Origin of the sequence: Variovorax sp. Root473 (genome assembly GCF_001426505.1) — a bacterium.
Taxonomy (GTDB): Bacteria; Pseudomonadota; Gammaproteobacteria; order Burkholderiales; family Burkholderiaceae_C; genus Variovorax.
In genome coordinates, this window is record NZ_LMEV01000011.1 from 54,675 (window position 1) to 70,243 (window position 15,569).

Below are 15,569 nucleotides of genomic sequence, written 5' to 3' on the forward strand. Positions count from 1 at the left end.
CCGAAGAAACCGAACCATGCGAGCTGTTGTGTATGAAAGATAAATTCCTCGGCATCGAGCGCTGGACCACCGGCGTGTCGATGGTCGCCGCCTGCCTGATGCTGGTGATCGCCTCGGCGCTGGGCGTGTTCCAGATCGTCACCCGCTTCGTGCTGGAGCAGCCCGCCGAATGGAGCGAGATCCTGATCCGCGTGAGCCTGATCTGGATGGTGTTCCTGGGCATCCCGATGGCCTTCCGCCAGGGTGCGATGGTCAGCGTCGACGTGCTCTACCGCTGGAGTTCGCCGCGCGTGCGCCGCGTACTCGACGCCGTGGTGGCACTGGCCGCGCTGGCGCTGATGCTGGTCATTCTCTGGTGGGGCTGGGACTATGCGATGCGCGGGCGCGTGCAGTCGATGGCCGGCCTCGAAAGCCTGTCGATGGTGTGGGCCTACCTGGCGCTGCCCGTCGGCTCCGTGTTCTGTCTGTTCGGCATTGCCGGCAATTTTCTCGATCCCAAGCGGCTTGAGCTGGAGACCGCGCAATGAGCGCCGCGCCGGGCCGCCCCAAGCAAGCGAACGGCCCCCTCGGGGGGCAGCGAGGACACGAAGTGCCGAGCGTGGGGGTCACACCATGAGCGTCGTGATGGTTGCAACGATGGTGCTGTGTTTTGCACTGTCGGTGTCGGTGGCCGTGTCCATCGGTCTGGCGTCGATCCTGGGCATCCAGGTGACCAACGCCAACATGCTGATCTCCGTGAAGGAGATGTTCAATTCGATCAACAAGTTTCCGCTGGCGGCCATTCCGTTCTTCATCCTGGCCGGCAACCTGATGGAAACCGGCGGCATCTCGCGCCGGCTGGTCGAGTTTGCCAAGAGCATCGTGGGCGGCGTGCAGGGCGGCCTGCCGATGACTTGCGTGCTCACCTGCATGATCTTCGCAGCGGTGTCGGGCTCGTCGGTGGCCACCACCTTCGCCATTGGCGCCATTCTGATCCCGGCGCTCATCAAGCACGGCTACCCGACGTCGTACGCGGCGGCGCTGCAGGCCACGAGCGCCGAGCTGGGCGTGATCATTCCGCCGTCGATCCCGATGATCCTGTACGGCGTGAGCGCCGAGGTGTCCATCGGCGAGCTGTTCATCGCAGGCTTCGGCCCCGGCATCCTGATCAGCGGGGCGCTCATGCTCTTCGTCTGGGTCTACTGCAAATGGAAGGGCTGGGGCAAGACCGACGGCGACGGCCGCATGCCTTTCGGGCGCGCGCTGTGGCAGGCCGGCTGGGCACTGCTGATGCCGGTGATCATCCTGGGTGGCATCTACGGCGGCATCTTCACGCCGACCGAGGCCTCTGCGGTGGCGGTGTTCTATGCGCTGGTCGTGGGCATGGTGATCTACCGCGAGATCAAGATCACCGACCTGTTCGTGATCCTGCGCAAGTCGGTGCTGTCGTCGGCGGTGATCATGTTCATCATCGCCAACGCCGGCCTGTTCGCGTTCCTGATCACGCGCGCCGGTGTGCCCGACGCCATCGGCCACTGGCTGCAGGACGTGCTGAAGTCGCCCACGATGTTCCTGCTGGGCGTGAACGCGGCGCTGTTCGTGATCGGCATGTTCATCGAGACCAGCGCGGCGATCATCGTGCTGGCCCCGATCCTCGCGCCGGTGGCGGTGCATTTCGGCGTCGACCCGGTGCACTTCGGCCTGATCATGGTGGTGAACCTGGCGCTGGGCATGATCACTCCGCCCTTCGGCGTGAACCTGTTCGCGGCCTGTACGGTGGCGCGCATCTCGCTCGACCGGATCGTGAGGCACCTGATCCCGTTCGTGCTGGTGATCCTGGGCTGCCTGCTCATCATCACGTACGTGCCCTGGGTCTCGCTGTCGCTGCGCGACCTGGTCTACAGCCGGTAGCCGCAGGCACCACGCCCACCCGCACACGGCGGGCGGCCTTCGCGGGCCGCCCGCCGTGTCGTTTCAGCGCTTCGGTTCGTGCTGCAGGTACTGGCTCGGCGGCACGCCCAGCGTGCGGCGGAACATCGCGGTGAAGGCGCTCGGGCTCTCGTAGCCGTGCGCCAGCGCCACCTCGAGGATCGACGCGCCCGCGGCCAAGCGCGGCAGGCTCAGCAGCAGCCGCGCCTGGCGGCACCATGCACCGAAAGTCATGCCGGTCTCGCGCTCGAACAGCCGCGCCAGCGTGCGCGCGTTCATGTGCAGCCGCGCGGCCCAACCATCGAGCGTGGCGGGCTGCGCGGGGTCGCGGATGAGCGCCTCGCACAGCGCGGCCAGGCGCGCGTGGCGCGGCATCGGCACATGCAGCGACAGCGCGGGCGCGGCCTCGATTTCGTCGAGGATCAGTTCCATCACGCGTTCGTCGCGGCCACCCGGCGCGTAGTCCAGCGGCAGCGACACGGCCGCGACGATCAGTTCACGTAACAGCGCCCCCACATGGATCACACGGCAGTCGGTGCCCAGGTCGGCGCGCGTGCCGGGCTCGACGAAGACGGTGCGCATCTTCACCTCTCCCGCCATGCGCAGCTGGTGCGTCATGCCGGGCGGCACCCAGACGCCGCGCCCCGGCGGCACCACCCAGCTGCCGGACGCGGCGCTGACCATCATCACGCCCGAGATCGCGTGGATGAGCTGGCCCCGACGGTGCGTGTGTGGCGGAATGAAGGCGTCGCCCGCCGGATCGGTGGCCAGCACGGCGACGACGCGCGGGGTCGATTCGCCTTCTTCGGGGCGCAGATTCAGTTTGTCCATTTCACGACGATGTTTGCACATTCGTAGCGAGAACATCTTTCCTTGTCTTCCTACGATGGCTTTTCCTCCCTTTTTCTCCCATCGGACATCGAAGAAAGAAGCCATCGCATGAACACGCGCCGACTCGGGCTGCTCACGGGCACCCATGCCGTCAACGACCTCTACCAGGGCCTCGTGCCCGCGCTGCTGCCCTTCATGGTGCTGGAGCGCGGCTACAGCTACACGGCCGTGAGCGGCCTGATGCTGGCGGCCACCGGGCTGTCGAGCGTGGTGCAGCCGCTGTTCGGCCTGTACGCCGACCGCCACCCGCGCGCCTGGCTGGTGCCCGTGGGCTTCCTGGTGGCGGCGCTGGGCGTGGTGCTGGCAGGCCTGAGCCAGAGCTACCTGCTGACCTGGATCGCGGTCGCGCTGTGCGGACTGGGCATCGCGGCCTACCACCCGCCCGCCACCGTGGCCGCGCGCACCGCCGGTGGAGCCTCGCAGAAGGCGATGAGCGTGTTCTCGGTGGGCGGCACCATCGGCGCCTCGTTCGCGCCCGTGCTGGCGGCCACGGTGGTCGGCGGCGGCAGCCTGTCGCGCAGCTACCTGCTGGGCATTCCCGCGGTGGCGATGGGCGTGGTGTGGGTCGCGGTGAACGCGCAGCGCGGTGCCGTCGCCAGCCACGCGGCAGCCGCGGCGGCGCGCGCCGCGCGGGCCCGCGCCCAGGTGCTCAAACCGCACAACGACTGGCGCGCCTTCAGCCTGCTGGTCGCGACCATCGTGGGCTGGTCGATCCCGTACGTCACCGTGCTGTCGATGCTCTCGCTGCGCATCACGCGCGACCTGCACGGCTCGACCTTCCAGGGCGCCGCGGCGCTCACCGCCTTCACCGCCGCCGGGGCCGTGGGCACACTGGCCGGCGGCTGGCTCGGCGACCGCATCGGGCGCATGGGCACGATCCGCTGCGGCTACGTGCTCGCGCTGCCGGCCATGGCGGGCCTCGTGCTCTCCGCCACGCCCGGCGCGGCGCTGGCCTGCACCGCGTGGCTCGGCATGAGCATGTTCCTGCCCTTCGCCGCGCAGGTGACGCTCGCGCAGGACTACCTGCCGCGCAACCCGGCCACCGCCAGCGGCATCACGCTCGGGCTCGCGCTCTCGGTCGGCGGGCTGGTGTCGCCGCTGTTCGGCCTGCTGTCGGATGCACGCGGGCTCGGCGTGACGCTCACGGTGGTACTGTGCGTGCTGTGCGTCGCGACCGTGCTGGCCTTGCGGCTGCGCAACCGCACGGTGCAGGTGATGGCGGGCGAGGCTGCGGCGGCCTGAGTTGAGTTCCGTTCCCGCGCAACGGCAGCGCCCACCGTGCACAGGGCACTGGGCGCTTCCCGCAGCGAAATCAAGGAGGAGCCGAAGGCGGGGGACATTCGCGGAGGGAAGCACCCGGTGTCCTGTGCACACGCCCTGATCCAAGAACCACCAAAATCCGTGGGCGATTCAACGCCACGCGCCCTCTCTTTCACTGCCAGAATCGACGCAAGCTTCGACGTCGAGCCTGACAGACAAGAAGAAGGAAAGAGAAGGACGCCATGCACCGAATCGTCGCCCAGGGCAGCAGCCTTGTCGCTGCCGGCTTGCTGGCCACCGCCGGTATCGCGGCCACGCCGGCCACCGCACCCGTTGCGCCCGTTGCAACCGTTGCACCAGCAGCAGCCGCCCCCGCCAACCCCACCAATCCCGTCACCCACCTCGCCGAAGTGGAAACCGCCGTGCGTGCCTGGGCCGCCGCCTGGTCCGCGCGCGACGTCGAGCGCTACCTCGCCGCCTACGCGAGCGACTTCACCCCCGCGCGCGGCCAGACCCGCGAGCGCTGGGAGGCCGACCGGCGCACCCGCATCACGGGCAAGTCGCGCATCAGCGTGGGCATCGAAGGGCTGGTGATCAGCATCCAGGGCACGTCGGCCAACGCACAGTTCCGGCAGATCTACAGCGCCGACGCGCTGACCGAAACCGACCGCAAGACCCTCGAACTGCAGCGCGTGGGCACGCGCTGGCTGATCCGCAAGGAAAGCAGCGCGGGCAACTGACGTGCACCAACGTGCCCGATGTAGGCCAATGGTTCACGAAAGTGTCACCACTTGCAACGATGCTGCAGCCTTCGACCTCCGAAAGCTGTGGCTGCCATGTTCCCCACCAAGACCGAGAAGGCACGCGACGAACTCCAGGCCGGGCAGCGCACGCTCAGCCAGCGTGAGCGCGCCCTGCTGCTCATGGCCGACGGCCGGCGCTCGCTGACCGACTTCAGCCCGCTGTTCCCGAGCCGCGTCGAGGCCGAGCAGGCGATCCAGGGGTTGATGCAGCGGGGCTATCTGCAAGACGCGCGGCCGGTCGTCGTGCAACCCGTTGCAGGCCCGTCTACCGAGCCGGTCTCGGTCGCCACGTCGGCCGACAGCTTCGACGGCAAGCGCTCGCTGGCCACCACGCGCATGTTCCTGTTCGACATCTGCGAGCGCATGTTCGTGCGCCGCGACCCGCGCTTCGCCAACCAGATGCGCGACGCCCTGCGCCAGGCGCGCGACCGCGAGGCCATGCTCACCATCGCCGCGCTGATGCTGTCTGAAGTCGAGAAGGCCGCCGGCCCCGAGCGCGCCGATTCGCTGCGCGAGCGCATCGACAAGCTGCTGCCGCCGGCCGAAACCGTGCACTGAGCCGCCAGCCCCGGCTTCGCGATCCACTACACTCGCCGGGTCAGGAGAGAGCCCCGCATGACGGGGCCGCCGAAGGCGCAGGGGTTCCCCGAACGCTCAGGCAAAAGGACTGACAAGACGCCGGCCACCACCGGCGTTTCCTTGCTGGAGAGAGGCCACTGCACCCCGGTGCAACGATGGCCCACCGAAGGAGCAAACCCCGATCGTGGGGCGAATCTCTCAGGTAAAGCGGACAGCAGGGGTGGCCCGTGGCGTTGCAGCCATGGATTTCGACTGCCCCTTTGGAGTGCCCCGTGGCTGCTTCCTCCGCTTCCGACGCCCAACTTCTCAAGACCCCGCTGTACGACCTCCACGTGGAGCTCGGCGCCCGCATGGTGCCCTTCGCCGGCTACTCCATGCCCGTGCAGTACCCCGCCGGCCTCATGGCCGAGCACAAGCACACGCGCGACGCGGCCGGCCTGTTCGACATCTCGCACATGGGCCAGTTGCGCCTGGTCGGCCCCGATGCCGCCGCCGCCTTCGAAACCCTGATGCCCGTCGACGTGATCGATCTGCCCGCCGGCAAGCAGCGCTACGGCCTGCTGCTGAACGACGAGGGCGGCATCCTCGACGACCTGATGTTCTTCAACGAAGGCCACGGTTCGCTCTTCGTGATCGTGAACGGCGCCTGCAAGGTGGCCGACATCGCCCACATCCAGGACAAGATCGGCGGGCGCTGCGAAGTGCAGCCCCTGCCCGACCACGCCTTGCTCGCACTGCAAGGCCCGCAGGCCGCGGCCACACTGGCGCGCCTGTCGCCCGGCATCGAGCGCTTCGTGTTCATGACCGGCGGCGCGGTGCAGATCGGCGGCATCGCGGCCTTCGTCACGCGCAGCGGCTACACCGGTGAAGACGGCTTCGAGATCTCGGTGGCCGCAAAAGACGCCGACGCCCTTGCCCGCCTGCTGCTCGCACAGCCCGAAGTGAAGCCCGTCGGCCTGGGCGCGCGCAATTCGCTGCGGCTGGAAGCCGGCCTGTGCCTGTACGGCAACGACATCGACACCACCACCACGCCGGTCGAAGCCTCGCTCAACTGGGCGATCCAGAAGGTGCGCCGCGCCGGTGGCGCCCGCGAGGGCGGCTTTCCGGGCGCGGCCAAGGTGCTGGCCCAGCTGGCCGCCGTCGCCTCGGGCGCGGCCGGCCACACCGACCACGACACGCTCACGCGCAAGCGCGTCGGCCTCGTCGCGCTGGAACGCATTCCGGTGCGCGACGGTACGCTGCTGCAGTCGCTCGAAGGCCAGGACATCGGCACCGTGACCAGCGGCCTGCTCGGCCCCACGGCCGACCGCTGCGTGGCCATGGGCTACGTGGCCGCCGCCTTTGCCGAGCCGGGCACGCGCGTGCAGGCCATCGTGCGCGGCAAGCCGGTGCCGATGGAGGTCTCGACGATGCCGTTCGTGCCGACACGCTACTACCGCGGCTGAACACCGCAGACCCGGCTAGGCTCTGCACCCCGATTCATTTTTTCCACGAGGAGTTTTTTCATGAGCATCAAATACACCAAGGACCATGAATGGGTGGCGGCCGAAGGCGGCGCCGCCACCGTCGGCATCACCGTGCACGCGCAGGACGCGCTGGGCGACGTGGTGTTCGTCGACCTGCCCGAAGTCGGCAAGACCTTCGCGCAGGGCGAAGTCGCCGGTGTGGTCGAGTCGGTGAAGGCCGCCGCCGATGTGTTCATGCCCGTGTCGGGCGAGATCACCGAAGTGAACGAAGCGCTGCGCGCCGACCCGTCGCTGGCCAACAGCGACCCGCTGGCCACCGGCTGGTTCTTCAAGGTCAAGCTGAGCGAACCCGCGCAGCTCGACGCCCTGCTCGACGCAGCCACGTACGACAAGTTCGCCGCCGAGTCCTGATCCGCTGAGTTCTTCAGCACCTTTGTCTTTTCCCCCCGAGCCCTCACCGCCATGCCGACGCCCGCCCTTCCCTCTTTGCAAGAACTAGAGAACGCCGAAGAATTTCTCGCCCGCCACATCGGCATCGATGCGGCGGACGAGGCGCGCATGCTGCCGGTGATCGGCTCGGAAACGCGCGCAGAACTCATCGACGGCATCGTGCCGGCGGCCATCCGCCGCGCGAAGCCGATGCGCCTGCCCGCGCCGGTCACCGAGGCCGACGCGCTGGCCGAGCTGAAGACGCTGGCGTCGAAGAACAAGGTGTTCAAGAGCTTCATCGGCCAGGGCTACTACGGCACGCACACGCCGGGCGTGATCCTGCGCAACATCCTGGAGAACCCCGCCTGGTACACCGCCTACACGCCCTACCAGGCCGAGATCTCGCAGGGCCGCATGGAAGCCCTGCTCAACTTCCAGACGATGGTGTGCGACCTCACGGGCATGGCCATTGCCAACGCCTCGATGCTCGACGAGGCCACCGCCGCCGCCGAGGCGATGACGCTGGCCAAGCGCAGCGTGAAGAGCAAGAGCAACGTGTTCCTCGTGTCCGGTGACTGCCACCCGCAGACCATCGAGGTCATCAAGACGCGCGCCGCGCCGCTGGGCATCGAGGTCAAGGTGAGCACGGTGTCGGAAACGCTGCCGCACCTGATGGTGAGCGGCGAGTTCTTCGGCGTGCTCGCGCAGTACCCGGCTACCACCGGCCACGTGCACGACCTGCGCCCGCTCGCGGGCCACGCGCACCAGTGCGACGCCGCCTTCATCGTCGCGGCCGACCTGCTGGCACTCACGCTGCTGGTCGCCCCCGGCGAGTTCGATGCCGACATCGTCTGCGGCACCACGCAGCGCCTGGGCATGCCGCTGTGCAACGGCGGCCCGCACGCCGCCTACCTGGCCTGCCGCGATTCGTTCAAGCGCTCGCTGCCCGGCCGCCTCGTCGGCGTGAGCGTCGACACGCACGGCCAGCCCGCCTACCGCCTCGCGCTGCAGACGCGCGAGCAGCACATCCGCCGCGAGAAGGCCACCTCGAACATCTGCACCGCGCAGGTGCTGCCGGCCGTGGTCGCCAGCATGTACGCCGTGTACCACGGCCCCGACGGCCTCACGCGCATCGCGCAGCGCGTGGCCGTGCTCACGGCCATCCTCGCCAAGGGCCTGTCGCAGATGGGCCGCGAGCCGGTCAACGCCACCGCCTTCGATTCGCTGACGATCCGCACCGGCGACGACACCGCCGCGATCCTCGAGCGCGCGCTGGCCGGCGGCGTCAACCTGCGCCAGCGCCTGCAGCAGCACCTGGGTATCTCGTTGGACGAAACCACCACGCGCGCCGACATCGAAACCCTGTGGGCGCTGTTCGTGCCCGCCGGCACTGCGATGCCGCGCTTCGACGACCTGGCCGCCAGCACCACGCCGCTCATCCCGGACGACCTGCGCCGCACCAGCGCCTTCCTCACACACCCGGTGTTCAACACCCACAAGAGCGAAACCGCGATGCTGCGCTACATCCGCAGCCTCTCGGACAAGGACCTCGCGCTCGACCGCAGCATGATCCCGCTGGGCAGCTGCACCATGAAGCTCAACGCGACCAGCGAGATGATCCCCGTCACCTGGCCCGAGTTCGCCAACATCCATCCCTTCGCGCCCGCCGACCAGCTGCAGGGCTACGCCCAGCTCGACGCGCAGCTGCGCGCCTGGCTGTGCGAGGCGACCGGCTACGCGGGCATCAGCCTGCAGCCCAACGCGGGCTCGCAGGGCGAGTACGCAGGCCTGCTGGCCATCAAGTCCTTCCATGAAGCCAAGGGCCAGGGCCACCGCAACATCTGCCTGATTCCGTCGTCGGCCCACGGCACCAACCCGGCCAGCGCCCAGATGGTGGGCCTGCAGGTGGTGGTGACGGCCTGCGACGCGCAGGGCAACGTCGACATGGACGACCTCAAGCGCGCCTGCGAAAAGCACAGCGAGCACCTGGCCGCCGTGATGATCACCTACCCCAGCACGCACGGCGTGTTCGAGACCCGCGTGAAGGAACTGTGCGAGCTCGTGCATGAACACGGCGGCCGCGTGTACGTGGACGGCGCCAACATGAACGCGCTGGTCGGCGTGGCCGCGCCGGGCGAGTTCGGCGGCGACGTGAGCCACCTGAACCTGCACAAGACCTTCTGCATTCCGCACGGCGGCGGCGGCCCGGGCGTCGGCCCGGTCTGCGTGGTCGAAGACCTCGTGCCCTACCTGCCGGGCCATGCCACGGCCGGCGTGCCGTCGAACGGCGTGGGCGCCGTGTCGGCGGCACCGCTGGGCAACGCGGCCGTGCTGCCGATCAGCTGGATGTACTGCCGCATGATGGGCGCCAAGGGACTGCAGGCCGCGACCGAAACGGCCATCCTGAGCGCCAACTACATCAGCGCCCGCCTGAAGGACCACTACCCCACGCTGTACGCGAGCCAAACACCTGAAGGACGGGGCCACGTCGCCCACGAGTGCATCCTGGACCTGCGTCCGCTCAAGGACACCAGCGGCGTCACCGCCGAAGACGTGGCCAAGCGCCTCATCGACTACGGCTTCCACGCGCCCACGCTGAGCTTCCCCGTGCCCGGCACGCTGATGGTCGAGCCGACTGAAAGCGAACCGCTGGCCGAGCTCGATCGTTTCGTCGACGCGATGATCGCCATCCGCGGCGAGATCCGCCGCGTGGAAGAAGGCGTCTGGTCGAAGGACGACAACCCGCTCAAGCACGCGCCGCACACCGCCGCCAGCCTGCTCGGCACGGAGTGGAGCCACCCCTACTCGCGCGAACTCGGCGCGTTCCCGCTGGCCGAACTCAAGCAGGCCAAGTACTGGCCGCCGATCGGTCGCGTCGACAACGTCTACGGCGACCGCAACCTGTTCTGCAGCTGCGTGCCGGTGGGCGAATACCAGGAAGCGGAAGAGGCCTGACGAAGGTTCGGGCGGCGGCGAGGCGCAGCCGAGCCGTTGCTCAGCCTTCGCGACGGTACATCGCCCACTTCACGGTGAGCAGGTCCGCCGCGATCTTCGCGGCGTTCACGCCGGCGTAGGCTTCGGATGGATCGAACTCGAAGCCCGTCTGGTAGCGCCTGATGTGCGCGTAGTCCCGGTCGAAGGTCATCGGGCCCATGAGTTCGGTGGGATCGGTGCCGGCGGGAAGCGCCAGAAATTTTTCAGGGTCGGTGGTGCTCTGGTAGAGATCGACGCTCATCAGGTTCATGGCTTGCCCTCGAAGTCTGAAGCGCGAATCATCTCGGCCCTTTGCTGCGCATGCAATCGGCCTGCGCCTACACGGCGTGCAGGTGCGCAGCACGCGCCTGCACGCCCTCTCGCGTCAGGGCTGCTTCTTCTTCGCGATGTCGCCCGTGGCGATCCGCTCGCGAAAGCCGCGCAGGCTGGCCTTCATCTTGCGCTCGTTGTCAGGGCCCATGCGCACCAGGATCTTCTGGCCGGCCGAGAGCGATTCGAGCTTCGGATCGGCGTATTCGTAGCGCACCCAGGGCCGCTGCGAGGGAATGTCGCCTTTCACCTCGACCAGCTTCACCTGCACCGGCCCGGTGGGCTCGGGCGCCTGCAGCAGGTGGTCGATCACGGCGATGAAGCGATCGTTGAAGTAGCGGCCCGGATAGCCCAGCTCTTCGTACGCCTGCTGGAACAGCGGGTACAACCGCGCATACACCGCCGCCGCCCTGGCCGGATCGACCGACCCGGCCAGCATCACGATGCCGTTGTAGCGCGCCGCGTTGTTGGCCGCGATGGTCTGCACGCCGCCCTGGGGCGGCCCTTCGGTGATGAAGCGCTGCGGCGCGGGCCGCACCGGCCACTTGCTGGCGGGCGCCTGCTCGCGCGGCAGGTTGTCGACCGTGGCAACGAAGCGCCGCACGACGCCGTCAGGCTGCAGGTAGGCCGCGACGGCCTTGCCGCCCAGCAGTTCGGTGATTGCCTTCATCACGCGCGCATCGGAACTGGCCAGCGCGGGCAATGCAGCTTCGGGCGGAGCCAGCGCCTCGACCGGGTTCTGCGGGCCGGTCGGCTCTTCGGCCTTGGGCGGTTCGGGGGGCGCGTCGTTCGGCGCGACGGCGACGGGCGCGGTCGGCAGCGGGGCCAGTTGTTGCTGCTGGTACCAGCGCCAGCCGAAGTAGGCGGCGGCCAGCACCACGAGCACGAGGCCGATGATGGTGCCCATCGGTGTCTCGCGGCGGGGTCTGAATTCGGGGGCGTCGCGGGGAGTGTCGGCGTCGGACATGGGCGGTTTCCTTTTGCGGGACGGCAGTGGGGAGACGAAGGGCAATGGTGCATCAGGATGGCCTGCAAGGGCCGCACGATCGCCACGTTCTCGTAACCCCCTGTGACGCCCCGACCGCGCCGAAGTTCAGTCGGTCAGCACGCCTGCATCACGCTGCGCACACGCGCGGCGCGGGTCAGCGCGCCGCGGCATGCGGGGCTTCCCCCGCGCTGAGCGCCTGCAGCCACGCCAGCGTGCCCTGCAGCTCGGCTGGGCGGATTTCGTGCGCGCCCGGAAAGTCCGAGCCCGACAGTGCCAGCGGCAGCCCGCGCGCCAGCTCGCGCGTGGCCTGCGCGGCGCTCGGTGGAATCACGTTGTCGGCGCTGCCATGGCTCACCCACAGCGCCTTGCCTGCGAAGGCCTCGGGCGGCGCGATGTGCGGCACCACCTCGGGCAGCAGCCGGCTGTGCCACACCAGCGCGGCACGCAGCTTCTCGGGCTGCGTGAACAGCAGCGACAGCGACATGATCCCGCCCTGGCTGAAACCTCCGACCACCACGCGCTCGGGCGGAATGCCCAATTGCTGCGACGCCGACGTGACCATCTCGCCGATGAGGAAGCGGCTCTCGCGCTCCTGTTCCTCGTCGATGCGGCGCCCGCCATCGGCCAGCACCTGGAACTCGAACCATGCGTAGGAACCGGGCGACAGCACGTACGGCGCGCGCAGGCTCAGCACATGGAACTGCGGCGGCATCATGTGCGCGAGGCCGAACAGGTCTTGTTCATTGCTGCCCACGCCGTGCATCAGCACGAGCAGCCAGGGCTCAGGGCCGCCCGAAGGGGCGGGATGGTGCAGGAACTGCAAGGGCAGATGGAGCGATGTCATGGGTCGAAAGTGCCTCGAAAGCCTCGAAAAAACAATGGGCGGCGCGGCTCAGCGAAAGCCCTGGGCCAGCGCCCGCGTGACCTCGGCCGACGACACCTCGCGGCAGCCGGTGGCGTTCTGCCCTGACCACAGCGGGGAAAAGTCGCCACGGCCCTGCGCCTCGGCCTTGGCGCGCAGCGGCGCGATGCCCGAGGTGGCAAGCGGAAATTCCGGCGCCGGGCCGATGGGCCCCAGCTCGCGCATCACACGATTGACGATGCCGCGTGCGGGCCGCCCAGTGAACAGGTTGGTGAGCGCCGTGTGGCGCGCCGCCTCGCTCTTCAGCGTCGCGCGGTGCAGCGCGCTGGTCGTGGCCTCGGGCGTCAGCAGGTAGGCCGTGCCGATCTGCACGCCGGCCGCGCCCAACGCCATGGCCGCGGCCACGCCGTCGGCATCCGCGATGCCACCGGCCGCGATCACCGGCACCTTCAGCGCGCGCACCAGTTGCGGCAGCAGTGCAAAAGTGCCGAGCTGCTTCGTCAGGTCGTGCGACAGGAAATGGCCACGGTGACCGCCGGCCTCGAGGCCCTGCGCGATGACCGCGTCGACGCCCTTGGCTTCGAGCCACAGTGCCTCCTCGACAGTGGTGGCCGAGGCCAGCACCTTCGCGCCCCAGCCGCACACCTGCGCCAGCAGCGCCTCGGAAGGCAGGCCGAAATGGAAGCTCACCACCGGCGGCTTGAACTCGGCCAGCAGATCGGCCACCTCGGCGCTGAACGGGTTGCGCCCCGGCCCGGCCGGAATCGTGGCGGGGTCGATGCCGAACTCCGTGTAGTACGGTGCGAGCGCGCCGCGCCACGTGGCCTCGCGTTCGTCACTCGGCACCGGCGGCGTGTGGCAGAAGAAGTTGACGTTGTAGGGCTTGTCGGTGCCGGCGCGGATCGCCGCGAGCTCGCTGCGCATCGCGTCGGGGCTGAGCATCGCGCCCGGCAGCGACCCCAGCGCGCCTTCGTTGCACACCGCGATCGCCATCGCGCTGCCCTGCGCGCCGGCCATCGGCGCCTGGATCAATGGAAGTTCGGTGCCGAGGATCTGTTGCAGCGTGGTCATTCGGGATGCGCTCCTGTGTCCGTGTGTCGAATGACGGCATTCTCCAGCCAAGCCGGAGAACGCTGCGGCTGCGGGGTCATCATGGGCGCGGCCGCCCGCACACTCAACGCGCCTTGCCGAAATCCTTCAGCTTGAAATCGGTGTCGTCCTTGTAGCCGTACAGGCGACACACCGCGCGGAAGTCGTCCACCGGGAAGCCGGTCCAGGCGTAGTTGCGGGCACGGCGACCCGTCTTGCGGTTCTGCACGTCGAAGGACAGCGAGGCCTTCGGCTCCGGCAGGTTGATCGTCTTGTGCAGGCTGGGTACGAACTGGAAGTCTTGCGTCTCGAAGCGCTTGGAGAAGCCGAGCGCCGTGCGCACGACGATGGCCTCGGGCATGAACTCGTAAGCCGACACGAAAAGATAGTCGCGCCGCACCGCGACGATGGTCGCCAGCGCCAGCAGCAGCGTCACCGCGTAGAACATCGGCGTGTTGATCGTGCGGTCGACCGTGAAACGGTAGGCGTAGTTGAACACCAGCGAGGTCAAGCCGACCATCAGCACGAGCTGTCCGACCTGCTGCAGCAGCCACTTCGCCCGGTTCGAAACGGAAACGATCACGGCGCGCTCACTCCTCGCTGGTCCACTCCACCTGCACGCCCAGGCTGCGCAGGTTTTCCACGAAGCGCGGGTGCGCGCGCCGGATCGGCGTGGCGTTGCGGATCTCGGACTTGCCTTCGATGCTCGCAGCCACCATGAACAGCGCGATCGCCACGCGGATGATGTAGGGGCTTTCGACCACTGCCGGCGACAGCGCATGGCCGCCGAAGGTGATGAGCCGGTGCGGGTCGGACGAGAACACGTGCGCGCCAAACTTCGACAGCTCGCCGGTCCAGCCGAGCGCACCGTCGTACACCTTGTTCCAGAACATCGCGTTGCCCTGCGCGCGCACGCCCAGTGCAATGAAGATCGGCAGCAGGTCGACCGGAAAGTATGGCCACGGCGCAGCCTCGACCTTGGTGAGCACGTTGCTGGTGAACGGCGTCTGCACCTTCAACGGACCGCTGCGGATGGCGCGCGACCAGCCGTCTGCATGCTCGATCTGCACGCCGAACTTGGCGAAGGTGCGGTCGATCAGCGGAAAGTTGCCAGGCGCGCTGTTGCGCACCACGACGTCGCCATCGGTGATCGCGCCCAGCGCCAGGAAGGTCGTGATCTCGTGGAAGTCTTCATCGAAGCGGAACTCGCCGCCGCCCAGCGTGGTGCCGCCATGCACCGTGAGCCGCGAGGTGCCCATGCCCTCGATGCGCACGCCGATCAACGCCATGAAGCGGCAGAACTCCTGCACGTGCGGCTCCGAGGCGGCGTTGGTGAGCGTCGAGGTGCCGCCCGCGGTGGCCGCGCACAGCACGAAATTCTCGGTGGTCGTCACCGAGGCGTAGTCGAGCCAGTGGTCGGTGGGCGTGAGCCGGCCGGGTGCATACACCAGCAGCGAGCCCTCGGTGCGTTCCACTTCGCCGCCGAAACGCTGGAACACCTCGACGTGCGGATCGATCTCGCGCACGCCCAGCGTGCAGCCCTTGACGTTGTCCTCCAGCCGCGCCACGCCGAAGCGCGCCAGCAGCGGCGGCACCAGCATGATCGACGAGCGCATTTCCTCGGGCAGGCGGTGGCGGGCCGCGTCGAAGGCAGTTTCGCGGTGGTGCAGTTCGAGCGTGCCGCTCTCGTGGTCCATGCGGACCTCGCTGCCCAGCGTTCGGAAGATGTCCAGGATCTTGCGCACGTCGGTGATGTCGGGCACCCCGTGCAGCCGCAGCGGTTCGCCGGTGAGCAAGGTGGCGCAGAGCACCGGCAGCACCGCGTTCTTGTTGGCGGAGGGGATGATGCGGCCGCGAAGGGGCGTACCGCCGTGCACGATGAGGTTGGACATGAAGGGGGCGAACAGAGGGCGAAGGCACGAACTGTTCGCGCCGGACGGCGGAACTTTACCGTTGGAAACGACAGGTTTCCGGGGGCTCAGTTGTAAGAA

At 68.5% G+C, this 15,569-nt stretch carries 15 protein-coding genes and 2 riboswitches; of the genes, 8 read left to right on the plus strand and 7 right to left on the minus strand.

Annotated features, from left to right (window positions below; translation table 11 throughout):
- Positions 1-32 precede the first annotated feature (32 nt).
- Positions 33-527, plus strand: coding sequence for a TRAP transporter small permease (locus ASD34_RS05460; protein ID WP_056573882.1), 495 nt, complete (start codon positions 33-35; stop codon positions 525-527).
- An 85-nt stretch (positions 528-612) separates the two neighbouring features.
- Positions 613-1,890, plus strand: a complete 1,278-nt coding sequence (locus tag ASD34_RS05465) for a TRAP transporter large permease (protein ID WP_056573885.1) — start codon at positions 613-615, stop codon at positions 1,888-1,890.
- 63 nt (positions 1,891-1,953) lie between these two features.
- Here the strand turns inward: ASD34_RS05465 and ASD34_RS05470 are convergent, their stop codons facing one another.
- Positions 1,954-2,739, minus strand: coding sequence for an AraC family transcriptional regulator (locus ASD34_RS05470; protein ID WP_056573889.1), 786 nt, complete (start codon positions 2,737-2,739; stop codon positions 1,954-1,956).
- Between the two features lie 108 nt (positions 2,740-2,847).
- Here ASD34_RS05470 and ASD34_RS05475 point away from each other — a divergent pair, with 108 nt between their 5' ends.
- The 6 genes from ASD34_RS05475 to gcvP all read left to right on the plus strand — a co-directional run bounded on the left by ASD34_RS05475 (position 2,848) and on the right by gcvP (position 10,291).
- Positions 2,848-4,041: an MFS transporter gene (locus tag ASD34_RS05475; RefSeq protein WP_056573891.1), complete on the plus strand. Its 1,194-nt coding sequence runs from the start codon at positions 2,848-2,850 to the stop codon at positions 4,039-4,041.
- 260 nt (positions 4,042-4,301) lie between these two features.
- Complete coding sequence (locus ASD34_RS05480) at positions 4,302-4,799, plus strand: hypothetical protein (RefSeq protein WP_056573894.1); 498 nt, start codon at positions 4,302-4,304, stop codon at positions 4,797-4,799.
- 96 nt (positions 4,800-4,895) lie between these two features.
- Positions 4,896-5,420 carry a hypothetical protein gene (locus ASD34_RS05485; RefSeq protein WP_056573897.1) on the plus strand — a complete coding sequence of 175 codons (525 nt, stop codon included), beginning with the start codon at positions 4,896-4,898 and terminating at the stop codon, positions 5,418-5,420.
- Positions 5,421-5,451: 31 nt separating this feature from the next.
- A riboswitch (glycine riboswitch) is annotated at positions 5,452-5,542 on the plus strand.
- A gap of 12 nt (positions 5,543-5,554) precedes the next feature.
- Positions 5,555-5,666, plus strand: a riboswitch (glycine riboswitch).
- 47 nt (positions 5,667-5,713) lie between these two features.
- Positions 5,714-6,886 (plus strand): glycine cleavage system aminomethyltransferase GcvT, encoded by a 1,173-nt coding sequence (gcvT, locus tag ASD34_RS05490; protein ID WP_056573900.1) that lies wholly within the window; start codon positions 5,714-5,716, stop codon positions 6,884-6,886.
- Positions 6,887-6,946: 60 nt separating this feature from the next.
- The gene (gene gcvH, locus ASD34_RS05495; RefSeq protein ID WP_056573903.1) at positions 6,947-7,318 is read left to right on the plus strand and encodes a glycine cleavage system protein GcvH; all 372 of its coding nucleotides are present in this window, start codon (positions 6,947-6,949) and stop codon (positions 7,316-7,318) included.
- A 51-nt stretch (positions 7,319-7,369) separates the two neighbouring features.
- On the plus strand, positions 7,370-10,291 hold the full coding sequence (gene gcvP, locus ASD34_RS05500; protein ID WP_056573906.1) for an aminomethyl-transferring glycine dehydrogenase: 2,922 nt from the start codon (positions 7,370-7,372) through the stop codon (positions 10,289-10,291).
- A 40-nt stretch (positions 10,292-10,331) separates the two neighbouring features.
- Here gcvP and ASD34_RS05505 read toward each other — a convergent pair whose 3' ends face one another.
- From ASD34_RS05505 to ASD34_RS05530, 6 genes are all read right to left on the minus strand, one after another.
- Positions 10,332-10,580, minus strand: a complete 249-nt coding sequence (locus ASD34_RS05505; RefSeq protein ID WP_056573909.1) for a hypothetical protein — start codon at positions 10,578-10,580, stop codon at positions 10,332-10,334.
- Positions 10,581-10,694: 114 nt separating this feature from the next.
- Positions 10,695-11,606, minus strand: a complete 912-nt coding sequence (locus ASD34_RS05510; protein WP_056573912.1) for a DUF3014 domain-containing protein — start codon at positions 11,604-11,606, stop codon at positions 10,695-10,697.
- A 175-nt stretch (positions 11,607-11,781) separates the two neighbouring features.
- On the minus strand, positions 11,782-12,471 hold the full coding sequence (locus ASD34_RS05515) for an alpha/beta hydrolase (RefSeq protein ID WP_056573915.1): 690 nt from the start codon (positions 12,469-12,471) through the stop codon (positions 11,782-11,784).
- Positions 12,472-12,519: 48 nt separating this feature from the next.
- Positions 12,520-13,560, minus strand: a complete 1,041-nt coding sequence (locus tag ASD34_RS05520; RefSeq protein ID WP_056573917.1) for an NAD(P)H-dependent flavin oxidoreductase — start codon at positions 13,558-13,560, stop codon at positions 12,520-12,522.
- Positions 13,561-13,663: 103 nt separating this feature from the next.
- A complete protein-coding gene (locus ASD34_RS05525; RefSeq protein ID WP_056573919.1) occupies positions 13,664-14,161 on the minus strand; it encodes a hypothetical protein in 498 nt (165 codons plus the stop codon).
- A 7-nt stretch (positions 14,162-14,168) separates the two neighbouring features.
- Complete coding sequence (locus tag ASD34_RS05530; protein ID WP_056573921.1) at positions 14,169-15,470, minus strand: UDP-N-acetylglucosamine 1-carboxyvinyltransferase; 1,302 nt, start codon at positions 15,468-15,470, stop codon at positions 14,169-14,171.
- Between the last annotated feature and the right edge of the window lie 99 nt (positions 15,471-15,569).

Coding starts and splice junctions, on each gene's coding strand:
- ASD34_RS05460 (WP_056573882.1), top strand. CDS start 33: ATGAAAGATAAATTCCTCGGCATCGAGCGCTGGACCACCGGCGTGTCG.
- ASD34_RS05465 (WP_056573885.1), top strand. CDS start 613: ATGAGCGTCGTGATGGTTGCAACGATGGTGCTGTGTTTTGCACTGTCG.
- ASD34_RS05470 (WP_056573889.1), bottom strand. CDS start 2,739: ATGGACAAACTGAATCTGCGCCCCGAAGAAGGCGAATCGACCCCGCGC.
- ASD34_RS05475 (WP_056573891.1), top strand. CDS start 2,848: ATGAACACGCGCCGACTCGGGCTGCTCACGGGCACCCATGCCGTCAAC.
- ASD34_RS05480 (WP_056573894.1), top strand. CDS start 4,302: ATGCACCGAATCGTCGCCCAGGGCAGCAGCCTTGTCGCTGCCGGCTTG.
- ASD34_RS05485 (WP_056573897.1), top strand. CDS start 4,896: ATGTTCCCCACCAAGACCGAGAAGGCACGCGACGAACTCCAGGCCGGG.
- gcvH (WP_056573903.1), top strand. CDS start 6,947: ATGAGCATCAAATACACCAAGGACCATGAATGGGTGGCGGCCGAAGGC.
- gcvP (WP_056573906.1), top strand. CDS start 7,370: ATGCCGACGCCCGCCCTTCCCTCTTTGCAAGAACTAGAGAACGCCGAA.
- ASD34_RS05505 (WP_056573909.1), bottom strand. CDS start 10,580: ATGAACCTGATGAGCGTCGATCTCTACCAGAGCACCACCGACCCTGAA.
- ASD34_RS05510 (WP_056573912.1), bottom strand. CDS start 11,606: ATGTCCGACGCCGACACTCCCCGCGACGCCCCCGAATTCAGACCCCGC.
- ASD34_RS05515 (WP_056573915.1), bottom strand. CDS start 12,471: ATGACATCGCTCCATCTGCCCTTGCAGTTCCTGCACCATCCCGCCCCT.
- ASD34_RS05520 (WP_056573917.1), bottom strand. CDS start 13,560: ATGACCACGCTGCAACAGATCCTCGGCACCGAACTTCCATTGATCCAG.
- ASD34_RS05530 (WP_056573921.1), bottom strand. CDS start 15,470: ATGTCCAACCTCATCGTGCACGGCGGTACGCCCCTTCGCGGCCGCATC.